This is a genomic window from Gordonia gummivorans (assembly GCF_022513585.1).
Lineage (GTDB): Bacteria > Actinomycetota > Actinomycetes > Mycobacteriales > Mycobacteriaceae > Gordonia.
In genome coordinates, this window is the sequence record NZ_JAKWBF010000055.1 from 1 (window position 1) to 9,678 (window position 9,678).

Consider the following 9,678-nt stretch of genomic DNA (forward strand, 5'->3'; position numbering starts at 1 on the left):
GGCGATCTGCTCGACTTGTCGATCGAGCAGTGGCCGTACGAACTTCTCGGTTCGCGAGTGTGGGAACTCCGCAGCAATTTGTCTGGATACGAGCCAGCTACGTTGCGGTCGCCGAACTGGCGGACGCGCCGCTCATCACGCTTGATCGTCGCATCGGTAGGGCGCCGGCCTAGGGTGCGAGGTTAAGGTTCCGTGACGTCAAGGTTTAATAGTGTTGCGGCACAGTGCGATATGCAGTGGTCTACTTACTGGATACCGTCAATATCGAGTTGATCATATTCCCCTGCAAGAGGTTTCAAGGTCGGCAGTCTCGCGGTGGCGATAGATGGTAGGGGCTGAATTGGCTGCTGATTCGATGTGTGTCAATATTGATATATGTCGAATCAAGACGTGGTGGTTGCGGGCGGCGGGTTGAGCGCGAAGCGGGCTGCGCGGGTCGCGGCGGAGTTGAAGGCGTTGGCGGAGTTGAAGGCGTTGGCGGATCCGGTGCGCCTGCGCTTGTTGTCGGAGGTGGCGTCGCGGCCGGGCGGTGAGGCCTGTGTGTGTGATATTTCGGGGCCGATCCGGTTGTCGCAGTCGACGATCTCGCATCACCTGAAGGTGTTACGAGAGGCTGGCCTGGTGACCAGTGAACGCCGGGGCACGTGGATCTACTACCGCGTGAATAGCGTTGTGCTCGAGCAATTGTCGGAGGTACTCGTTCGTCTTGCGGCAGTGGTCGGCGAGCCGGGCTCGTGCGAGGAACGTCGATGAGCGGGGCTTGTACTGCGGTCGCGGGCAAGTTGTCGCTGCTGGATCGGTTCCTGCCTGTGTGGATCGCCGGCGCGATGGCCGCAGGCTTGCTTTTGGGCCGAGCTGTTCCGGGGCTGGGAGAGACACTGGCGACGGTAGAACTCGACGGTATCTCGCTGCCGATCGCTCTCGGGCTGCTGATCATGATGTACCCAGTGCTGGCAAAGGTGCGCTATGACCGACTTGACGCGGTCACCGCCGATCGTCGCCTGCTGCTCAGCTCGCTGGCGTTGAACTGGATCATCGGCCCGGCGTTGATGTTTGCGCTGGCGTGGTTGATGTTGCCGGATCTGCCGGAGTACCGGACGGGCCTGATCATCGTCGGTCTGGCCAGGTGTATCGCGATGGTCATCATCTGGAACGACCTGGCCTGCGGCGACCGGGAAGCTGCTGCCGTCCTCGTGGCGCTGAATTCAGTGTTCCAGGTCATCATGTACGCCGTGTTGGGCTGGTTCTACCTGTCGGTGCTACCCGGCTGGCTCGGTCTGGAACAGACCTCCATTGACACTTCGATGTGGCAGATCGCGAAGTCGGTGCTGATCTTCCTCGGCATCCCCCTGGTGGCCGGGTACCTGACTCGTCGCATCGGTGAGCGGGCCAACGGCCGCGAGTGGTACGAGTCCTCGTTGTTGCCGCGCCTCGGGCCGTGGGCACTCTACGGTCTGCTGTTCACCATCGTCATCCTGTTCGCTTTGCAGGGTGAGCAGATCACGTCGCGGCCCTGGGATGTTGTGCGGATCGCTCTTCCTCTGTTGGTCTATTTCGCGGTGATGTGGGGTGGCGGATTCATCCTGGGCGCCACGATGGGACTGGGCTACGAGCGGACCGCGACACTCGCATTCACCTCGGCGGGCAACAACTTCGAGCTTGCTATCGCCGTCGCGATCGCCACCTACGGTGCGACCTCCGGGCAAGCTCTCGCCGGAGTCATCGGCCCCCTCATCGAGGTTCCCGTCCTCGTCGGTCTCGTTTACGTGTCCCTCGCGCTGCGGAAACGGTTCACCGCAACCACCAACTCAACCCAGGAGCCCGTGCGCCATGCCTGAACCCATCGATGTGCTCTTCGTGTGCGTAAGCAACCGCGGCAAATCTGTGATGGCCGAACACCTCACGCCGACGGTCACCGACCGGATCGCTGCATCATCGGCCGGGACCAGTGCGAAGATCGGCGGCCAGGTCAATAGCCTGTCGGCACAGGTGCTCGCCGAGATCGGCGCCGACGTCGCGGAACATCAGCCTCGCCAACTCACCGACGAGCTGATGCGGGCCGCAGATCTCGTCGTGGTGATCGGCACCGCCGAGGTTGCCCCGCCCGAAGGTGTCGCCCTCGAGGTGTGGAACACCGACGAACCCTCCGAACGTGGCATCGAACGGATGCGGTTGATCCGCGACGACATCACCAACCGTATCCGCTCTCTCGCCGATCGGCTTGGGCGATAGGCGAGAGCGCGAGCTGCGGCTTGTCAGCAGCAGGCTGGGCGAGCTTCAGTAGAATCGCTGGCGCTGCCTCCGCAGCACACCGAACCTTGGCCGGCACTATCGACGGCGTTCTGTGCCAACAGTTTCGGGCTGCTCCCGAAGGTGTCAGAGTCGGCGAGCACGGTGTAGACCTCCCACTTCTCGTTGGCCGGGCCGGTCACCCACACCTTGTCTTGGGTCGCGAAGCAACAGGTGGAGTTGATCTCCTCCTGCGTGAACAGACCCTCCCCGGCCAACCGGGCGATCTCGGCGTGCACCTTCTCGCTAGATTCCACTTCGACGCCGAGGTGGTTGATGGTGCCGCCTTGGCCAGGATTCTCCAGCAGCACCAGTTTCAGCGGCGGCTCGGCGACCGCGAAGTTGGCGTATCCCGGCTTGCGCTTGGCCGGAGTGGTGTTGAACAGCTTGGAGTAGAAGTCGATCGCGGTATCGAGATCATCAACATTGAGCGCGAGCTGGATACGGGACATGACCATCACCTTCACCTGTGAGACATATATCGAACTAGGGCCACCTGCAGGGTGCCCACCTTTTCGACATATGTCAAGTAAGAGGTATGGTTGGGTCGTGCCGAAGACGTTGCCGGTGGTTGATATCAGTGGTCCAATTTGCTGTGCTCCGGTGTCGTCGGGTCCGCTTGGCGATGATGATGCGCTCGAGATTGCGTTGCGGCTCAAGGCGCTTGCTGATCCGGTGCGGATCAAGTTGGTGGCGATCTTGCTCGCCGATGAGTCGGGTGAGGGTGTGTGTACGTGTGATCTCGCGGCGGCGGTTGGGGTGACGGAGGCGACGACTAGTCATCATTTGGGGCAGCTGCGCAGGGCGGGGATGGTGGTGGGGCAGCGGCGGGGTATGAACGTGTACTACCGGGCTCAGCCGGAATCGCTGCAGGCGTTGTGTGCGGTGTTGGGGGCGAGCACCGGCTGCTGCTGAAGACAAGGTCAGTTCATGGACGCGATCGTCGCGGCCAGCGATTGTGCGTAGCGGGCGTAGGTAGTGGTTGCCAGCGCGGCATGGCGTTCGGTCACCTGATAGCTATAGCCGAGCATGTCGGCGACGATCGGTGGCGGTGCCAGTTTGACGAGGTTGTCCAGAGCGCTGTTGCGTGCTCCGTGCAGGTTGATGCCGAGGCGACGGAGTTCTTTCATCGCGGTTTGTGCGTGCAGGTGGCGGCCAGGACGGTAGCCGGGGAACAGATACATCGTGTCGCTGCCCGTGGTCTGCAGGTTCGGCCGGTGTTCGAGCAGTTCGTAGATCAGGACGGGAAGTGCCTCCGCCTGCATCTCTGGCTGAGTCGCGTGCCTGCAGGACAGCAGCGGCGTCTTCGGCGAAGTCGGCGTGTACGCGACGCCGCTACCGGGCAACAGCAGTTATTCGGTCGGACTCAGCGAAACCGTCGGCGTCCGCGACGACGGAACGTTCATCGACCCTGCGGCGATTCGATCGCTGGACGAACGCGCACGCGAATACGTGACACGGGCGCTGCCCGGTCTCCACCCAGAGCCGCGCGACTTTCTTCACTGCTGGGTGACCGACCTCCCATGGAGCGAGGACGGCGTGGCGGTGTGGGAGGCAGGCTCTGTCTTTTTTGTGGCCGGTCACAATCTGTTCAAGCAGGCACCTGCGCTGGGTCGCGCTCTTGCCCGGGCTGCGACCGGCGGCGGTCTCGCCGCCGACCTCACGCCCGCCGCTCGCCTCGGCGAAGCCCTGCGATAGTTCGCCTGACCCCAGAACGGACGCACTCAATGGGTAAACGTCTCCTCGTCGAGGACAACGGCGGCCCGCCCTGGGTCAACCCAAAAGTCGCGGATGGACAGCAGTCACAGGCTCAACCACCTTGTCATGGGGTGTCTTCATGGTGAGGATCGGTACGCGGAGGTGCCGCAGAGGGATCCACGCGGTCGGTGACGTGACGAACGACATCCCGAAGCGCGACTCGTTTCCATGCGGACTTGTCGAGATCAACGCTCATGCCGAGATCTCCGAGCGGAGCAGGGCGATGATGTCGGCTATGGCGACCACCGAGGCATCTGCGGCCGACCGCCACTGTGCCAGCGAGGTTTTGACGCTCGGCCCCGGAGACTCGCCGGCGACGGCCGGCGCGACGTATTGCGTGATCGCCAACGTGTTGCCCTTGGTAATGATCTGGTCGATAGTTGCGACCGCCGCGAACCCCTCTGCCGTCTCAAACGCGTTGTACGCGTCCATGATGCGTTGCTGGTGCTCGTCGCGCAGGAACGACTGCGTCTGCTCGCGCGCCATCTCCTTGGACGCGTCGATGAAGAGCACCTTTCCGCGGCGCACAGGATCTTTTCTAGTTCGCATGACGACAATGGCGGCGGGCATCGGTGAGTTGTAGAACAGTCCTTCACCCATCCCAAGCACGGCCTCGACGAGGTCAGACTTCACCAGTGCTTCCCGGAGGGCGGCCTCGTCTCGGCGGAACAGGACCCCATGCGGGAACAGGATCGCCGCCCGGCCGGTCTTCGGGTCGAGGCTCTTGGCGATGTGCTGGAAGAAGGCGTAGTCGGCGCGGCCTTGGGGCGGGACGCCCCACATTCTGCGGCCATATGGGTCCTTGGCGAAGGCGTCGCGGTTCCACGCCTTGATGGAGTAGGGCGGGTTGGCGAGCACGATGTCGAAGGTCTGGAGCCGGCCTTGCTCGTCGTGGAAGGCGGGCTTGCCGAGGACGTCGCCGTGGGCGATCTCGCCATCGGCGATGCCGTGGAGGAACAGGTTCATCCGGGCGATCGCGGAGGTCCCGTAGTTGAACCTTGGCCGTAGAGCCGCAGGTTGCACCATTACCTGTGATTCATCTGATGCAATATGCAGTAGTTGACTGGATACCGTCAATATCGAGTTGATCATATTCCCCTGCAAGAGCTTTGGTGGGCATGTATCCATCGTCCGCTCGTGAGGGGTGGACCGACTTGCGTCACTGATTAGATCAGTGTCAATATTGATATGTGTCGAAACAACATGTGCTGGCGGTAGGCGGCGCTGGCCAAGGTCTGAGTACCGAAGATGCCGCGAGGTGGGCGGCGGCTCTGAAGGCGCTCGCGGATCCGGTTCGATTGCGGTTGGTCTCCGAAGTGGCGGCGCATCCCGGCGGTGAGGCGTGTGTGTGCGACATTTCCGGCTCGTTTGCGGTGTCACAGCCGACCATCTCGCACCATTTGAAGGTTCTGCGCGAAGCTGGTGTGGTCACCAGTGAGCGGCGTGCCACGTGGGTGTACTACCGGGTCAACACGGGCGTGCTGAGTCAGTTGTCGGAGTTGTTGGGTGGCCTTGCCGCGGTGGTGGGGGAGTCGAAGTCGTGCGAGGCTCCGGAGTGAGCGGCATGAATAGTGTTGTTGCCGGACGACTTTCCGTTCTCGACAGGTTCCTGCCTGTGTGGATTGGTGCGGCGATGGTCGCCGGTTTGCTACTCGGTCGTGTGGTGCCCGGGCTCGGTGACGGCCTCGCGGAGGTGGAGATCGACGGTATCTCGCTGCCGATCGCTCTCGGGCTGTTGATCATGATGTATCCGGTGCTGGCCAAAGTTTGCTATGACCGGCTTGACTCGGTGACCGGCGACCGTCGGATGCTGGTCGGGTCACTCGTATTGAACTGGGTCGTCGGGCCAGCGCTGATGTTCGCGCTGGCGTGGTTGCTGTTGCCGGACCTTCCGGAGTACCGGACTGGGCTGATAATCGTTGGGTTGGCGCGTTGCATCGCGATGGTGATCATCTGGAACGACCTGGCGTGTGGCGATCGCGAGGCCGCGGCGGTGCTGGTCGCGTTGAACTCGATCTTCCAGGTGGCCATGTTCGCTGTGCTCGGCTGGTTCTACCTTTCTGTCCTGCCGGGCTGGCTCGGGCTTGAGCAAACCACTATCGATACCTCGCCGTGGCAGATCGCCAAGTCGGTACTGATCTTCCTAGGGATCCCGCTGTTGGCGGGTTATCTGACCCGACGTTTGGGCGAGCGCGCCAAGGGCCGCGACTGGTACGAGAACACACTACTACCACGATTGGGACCATGGGCGCTCTACGGGCTGCTGTTTACCATCGTGATCCTCTTCGCTCTTCAGGGCGACCAGATCACCTCCCACCCATGGGATGTCGTGCGCATCGCGATCCCGCTGCTGATCTACTTCGCCATCATGTGGGGCGGCGGCTTCGCTCTCGGCGCCGTGATGGGACTGGGGTATGCGCGAACCACGACACTGGCGTTCACCGCGGCCGGCAACAACTTCGAACTCGCCATCGCCGTAGCCATCGCAACCTACGGCGCGGCATCAGGACAAGCCCTGGCCGGGGTGATCGGCCCGCTCATCGAGGTACCGGTGCTGGTGGGCCTGGTGTATGTGTCACTGGCACTTCGCCAACACATTACCGACGCAGTTCCGAAATCCAAAGAATCGAAGGAGTCGATCCGAGATGTCTGAATTCCCGCTGGGTGATCGACGATGACGAGCAACCGGTGGTCAGTTCTGTTCGTATGTGTCAGCAACCGGGGCAAATCGGTGATGGCCGAAGGCCTCGCGCGTAGCGTCGCGGCGAACATGCTCGACCCGTCGTCGGCGGGGACCGAGGCGAAGCTCGGCGTCGCGCCGAATGCTCAGTCCGTGCAGGTGCTGGACGAGGTGAATGTCGACGTCAGCGAACACCGGCCCAGTCAGTTGACCGACGAGATGATGCGCGCTGCCGACCTCGTCGTCGTGATAGGCACCTCAGCACATGTGAGCGCGCCTGAGGGTGTTGCCCTCGAGGTGTGGGACACCGACGAACCATCGCTGCGCGGCATCGACGGGATGGACCGGATGCGGCTGATCCGCGACGACATCACCACCCGCATTCGCGACCTCGTCGAACGCATCGGGCAGTAGAGGACGGCATTCTCGGCGTCCTACCTGAACAGCAACACGCCGACCGTGGATCTTCGTGCGCGGACGTCCTAAACAACACACAGAATCCTGCGGTTCAGTTTCAGTGGTGTTGACTTCCAACAGCTTTGGGCTCGTGTCGAAGGTGTCGGAGTCGGCCAGCGCCGTTCGAGTACCAGACTGAATCGGTAGCGGCCATCGATACCGCCTATCGTTACCGATCGTCGACGGGATCGCACAAGGGCGGGGAGGGCGATGAATACGCAGTCACGGGACGATCGACCGCAGTTGCAGCGTCGGCTGGGGGTGTTCGACGCAGTGGTGATCGGTTTGGGATCGATGGTCGGGGCGGGCATCTTCGCTGCGCTGGGACCGGCTGCGGCAGCGGCGGGTTCCGGGTTGTTGATGGGGCTGGTGGCGGCTGCGGTGGTGGCATATTGCAACGCGACGTCCTCGGCACGGCTAGCCGCCCGGTATCCGCAATCCGGCGGCACCTACGTATACGGGCGCGAGCGGTTGGGTGACTTCTGGGGCTATCTGGCTGGATGGGCGTTCGTGGTCGGCAAGACCGCATCGTGTGCGGCGATGGCGTTGACCGTCGGGGCCTATGTGTGTCCCGCCTATGCCCATGCGGTCGCGGTCGCGGCCGTGGTCGCCTTGACCGCGGTGAACTATTGCGGCGTGCAGAAGTCGGCGCTGCTGACACGGGTGATCGTCTCGGTCGTTCTGGTGGTACTGGCGCTGCTGGTGGTCGTCAGCCTGACCTCGGGGCAGGCGGTCGTGGGCCGGTTGGACATCGGTTCCGACATCACCGTGGGCGGGGTGTTGCGGGCAGCGGGGTTGTTGTTCTTTGCCTTCGCCGGCTACGCCCGGATCGCCACCCTGGGCGAGGAGGTCCGAGAGCCGGCCCGCACTATTCCTCGGGCGATCCCGTTGGCTCTGGGGATTACCTTGGTCGTCTATGCGGCGGTGGCGGTAGCGGTGTTGTCGGTGCTGGGCGCCGACCGGTTGGGCTCCTCGACCGCGCCGCTGACCGACGCGGTCCGCAGTGCCGGGGTGGCGTGGATGGTCCCCGTCGTGCAGGTAGGCGCCGCGGTAGCGGCTTTAGGATCACTGCTGGCTCTGGTGCTGGGGGTTTCCCGCACCACGTTGGCGATGGCCCGCGACCACCACCTACCGCACGTGCTGGCTGCAGTTCACCCGCGGTTCGAGGTGCCCCATCGCGCCGAATTGGCCGTGGCGGCGGTCGTCATCGTGGTCGCGGCAACCGTCGACGTTCGCGGCGCGATCGGCTTCTCCTCTTTCGGGGTGCTGATTTACTACGCGATCGCCAACGCCGCCGCCTGGACCCTGACCCGAGATGAGGCCCGCCCCCCACGGTGGGTACCGGTGATCGGTGTCGCGGGCTGCGCGATCCTCGCGGTGGCTTTGCCGCTGGTCTCGGTCATCATCGGTGCCGTTGTCATCGCAGCCGGTGCGGTGTTCTACAGACTTCGGAGAACCCCTGGCAGCCGCACCTCACCCCCGTCGACCAGTTGACTGGCGCAGCGTTCTTTCATCACGAAGGACCCTCTCGGCCCAACTCCGCAAACGATTCACGATCTTCGGCCAGTGTCTGCTCGCCCGCCTTCGTTGCACCGTAGACCCGCCGTGTAGGACCGTCCACGACCCGTGATGCACATGTGGAGTCACACAGCGCCGGGCTGAAACTCCGGCACCGTCCACCCCTTGCAGTGACGAATCCGATATCGGCGTTGCACCTTACCGGCAGAAGTCGCCCGTCCCAGGCAGCTGTCCAGCCGCCGCGCACCTTTGGGATCGCGAAGCTAGGCCAACAACTGGACGCACCTGTGGCACTCTCAGTTGAGGGTGGCGATGGTGGTGGCGATCGAATGGGCCTAGCGGGCGTAGGTGGCTGCGGCCAGTGCTGCATGGCGCGCGGTCACCTGATGACTGTAGCCGAGCAGTCAGCGACGATAGGCGCTGGCGCGAGCGCGACGAGGTTGTCCAGGGCGCTGTTTCGACTGCCGCGCACGTTGATCCCGAGGCGGCGAAGGGTGTGCATGACGGTCTGCGGATGCAGGTGGCGGCCGGGTCGGTAGCCGGGGAACAGATACATGGTGTCGGCGCCGGCGGTCTGCAGGTTGGGGCGATGTTCGAGGAGTTCGTAAATCAACACGGCGAATGGCGCGGGAACGGGTGTGGGATCGGTGCCGAGGCGAATCCGCAACTCGGTGGGTGTCAGTTCCAGGTCGCCGATCTGTAGGGTAACGATCCGGCCGATCGGTTTGGGCGTAAAGGAGCATTAGCAGGCCGGCCACACGTTGGTGCAGGCTGGTGACATCTCCACGCATCAACGTCTGAATCCATTGCAGGCGTTGGTCATCGGTCAACGAGGGCGTGGTCTTGGCGTAACGGTGCTCGATCGTGACGGTGGTGTTGATCTGCATAGCGCGGCACCACACGAAGAAGGTTCGTATGAGGTGTCGGGTGGTCGGCCCGGAGTGCAGGTACTGGTCGATATCGTGCTGGGTGGCCGT

The 9,678-nt window shown here is 63.2% G+C and carries 14 protein-coding genes; 10 read left to right on the forward strand and 4 right to left on the reverse strand.

From position 1 onward, the window contains the following. The first annotated feature begins 375 nt into the window (after positions 1-375). From MKW15_RS23790 to MKW15_RS23800, 3 genes are read left to right on the forward strand one after another with little or no spacing between them, the layout of a single operon-like run. The gene (locus MKW15_RS23790; protein ID WP_240862787.1) at positions 376-753 is read left to right on the forward strand and encodes an ArsR/SmtB family transcription factor; all 378 of its coding nucleotides are present in this window, start codon (positions 376-378) and stop codon (positions 751-753) included. Then, positions 750-1,838, forward strand: a complete 1,089-nt coding sequence (gene arsB, locus MKW15_RS23795; RefSeq protein WP_240862789.1) for an ACR3 family arsenite efflux transporter — start codon at positions 750-752, stop codon at positions 1,836-1,838. Before MKW15_RS23790 ends, arsB (MKW15_RS23795) begins: the two co-directional genes overlap by 4 nt. Next, positions 1,831-2,232, forward strand: a complete 402-nt coding sequence (locus MKW15_RS23800) for an arsenate-mycothiol transferase ArsC (protein WP_240862791.1) — start codon at positions 1,831-1,833, stop codon at positions 2,230-2,232. Before arsB (MKW15_RS23795) ends, MKW15_RS23800 begins: the two co-directional genes overlap by 8 nt. Positions 2,233-2,255: 23 nt before the next feature. On the opposite strand, the gene MKW15_RS23805 is transcribed toward MKW15_RS23800, so the two are convergent. Next, entirely contained in the window at positions 2,256-2,741 is a 486-nt protein-coding gene (locus MKW15_RS23805; protein ID WP_240862793.1) for an ArsI/CadI family heavy metal resistance metalloenzyme, read from the reverse strand. Between the two features lie 97 nt (positions 2,742-2,838). Here MKW15_RS23805 and MKW15_RS23810 point away from each other — a divergent pair, with 97 nt between their 5' ends. Then, on the forward strand, positions 2,839-3,204 hold the full coding sequence (locus MKW15_RS23810) for an Rv2640c family ArsR-like transcriptional regulator (protein WP_240862795.1): 366 nt from the start codon (positions 2,839-2,841) through the stop codon (positions 3,202-3,204). 8 nt (positions 3,205-3,212) lie between these two features. Here the strand turns inward: MKW15_RS23810 and MKW15_RS23815 are convergent, their stop codons facing one another. Continuing rightward, positions 3,213-3,554, reverse strand: coding sequence for a hypothetical protein (locus MKW15_RS23815; RefSeq protein WP_240862796.1), 342 nt, complete (start codon positions 3,552-3,554; stop codon positions 3,213-3,215). Between the two features lie 55 nt (positions 3,555-3,609). On the opposite strand from MKW15_RS23815, the gene MKW15_RS23820 reads away from it, so the two are divergent. Further along, a complete protein-coding gene (locus tag MKW15_RS23820; protein WP_240862799.1) occupies positions 3,610-3,987 on the forward strand; it encodes a hypothetical protein in 378 nt (125 codons plus the stop codon). A 252-nt stretch (positions 3,988-4,239) separates the two neighbouring features. On the opposite strand, the gene MKW15_RS23825 is transcribed toward MKW15_RS23820, so the two are convergent. After that, complete coding sequence (locus MKW15_RS23825; RefSeq protein ID WP_308221100.1) at positions 4,240-5,175, reverse strand: N-6 DNA methylase; 936 nt, start codon at positions 5,173-5,175, stop codon at positions 4,240-4,242. 62 nt (positions 5,176-5,237) lie between these two features. Here MKW15_RS23825 and MKW15_RS23830 point away from each other — a divergent pair, with 62 nt between their 5' ends. The 4 genes from MKW15_RS23830 to MKW15_RS23845 all read left to right on the forward strand — a co-directional run bounded on the left by MKW15_RS23830 (position 5,238) and on the right by MKW15_RS23845 (position 8,677). Continuing rightward, entirely contained in the window at positions 5,238-5,606 is a 369-nt protein-coding gene (locus MKW15_RS23830) for an ArsR/SmtB family transcription factor (RefSeq protein WP_240862803.1), read from the forward strand. Positions 5,607-5,611: 5 nt separating this feature from the next. After that, entirely contained in the window at positions 5,612-6,700 is a 1,089-nt protein-coding gene (arsB, locus tag MKW15_RS23835) for an ACR3 family arsenite efflux transporter (RefSeq protein WP_240862805.1), read from the forward strand. 21 nt (positions 6,701-6,721) lie between these two features. Then, the gene (locus MKW15_RS23840) at positions 6,722-7,141 is read left to right on the forward strand and encodes an arsenate-mycothiol transferase ArsC (RefSeq protein ID WP_240862808.1); all 420 of its coding nucleotides are present in this window, start codon (positions 6,722-6,724) and stop codon (positions 7,139-7,141) included. 252 nt (positions 7,142-7,393) lie between these two features. Continuing rightward, positions 7,394-8,677: an APC family permease gene (locus MKW15_RS23845; protein ID WP_240862809.1), complete on the forward strand. Its 1,284-nt coding sequence runs from the start codon at positions 7,394-7,396 to the stop codon at positions 8,675-8,677. Between the two features lie 403 nt (positions 8,678-9,080). Here MKW15_RS23845 and MKW15_RS23850 read toward each other — a convergent pair whose 3' ends face one another. Further along, positions 9,081-9,368, reverse strand: a complete 288-nt coding sequence (locus tag MKW15_RS23850; RefSeq protein ID WP_240862811.1) for a hypothetical protein — start codon at positions 9,366-9,368, stop codon at positions 9,081-9,083. Between the two features lie 94 nt (positions 9,369-9,462). Here MKW15_RS23850 and MKW15_RS23855 point away from each other — a divergent pair. Next, on the forward strand, positions 9,463-9,678 hold a 216-nt coding region (locus MKW15_RS23855), incomplete at its 3' end, for a hypothetical protein (protein WP_240862812.1).

Coding starts and splice junctions, on each gene's coding strand:
- arsB (WP_240862805.1), top strand. CDS start 5,612: ATGAATAGTGTTGTTGCCGGACGACTTTCCGTTCTCGACAGGTTCCTG.
- MKW15_RS23805 (WP_240862793.1), bottom strand. CDS start 2,741: ATGTCCCGTATCCAGCTCGCGCTCAATGTTGATGATCTCGATACCGCG.
- MKW15_RS23845 (WP_240862809.1), top strand. CDS start 7,394: ATGAATACGCAGTCACGGGACGATCGACCGCAGTTGCAGCGTCGGCTG.
- MKW15_RS23815 (WP_240862796.1), bottom strand. CDS start 3,554: ATGCAGGCGGAGGCACTTCCCGTCCTGATCTACGAACTGCTCGAACAC.
- arsB (WP_240862789.1), top strand. CDS start 750: ATGAGCGGGGCTTGTACTGCGGTCGCGGGCAAGTTGTCGCTGCTGGAT.
- MKW15_RS23840 (WP_240862808.1), top strand. CDS start 6,722: ATGACGAGCAACCGGTGGTCAGTTCTGTTCGTATGTGTCAGCAACCGG.
- MKW15_RS23800 (WP_240862791.1), top strand. CDS start 1,831: ATGCCTGAACCCATCGATGTGCTCTTCGTGTGCGTAAGCAACCGCGGC.
- MKW15_RS23790 (WP_240862787.1), top strand. CDS start 376: ATGTCGAATCAAGACGTGGTGGTTGCGGGCGGCGGGTTGAGCGCGAAG.
- MKW15_RS23825 (WP_308221100.1), bottom strand. CDS start 5,175: ATGGATACATGCCCACCAAAGCTCTTGCAGGGGAATATGATCAACTCG.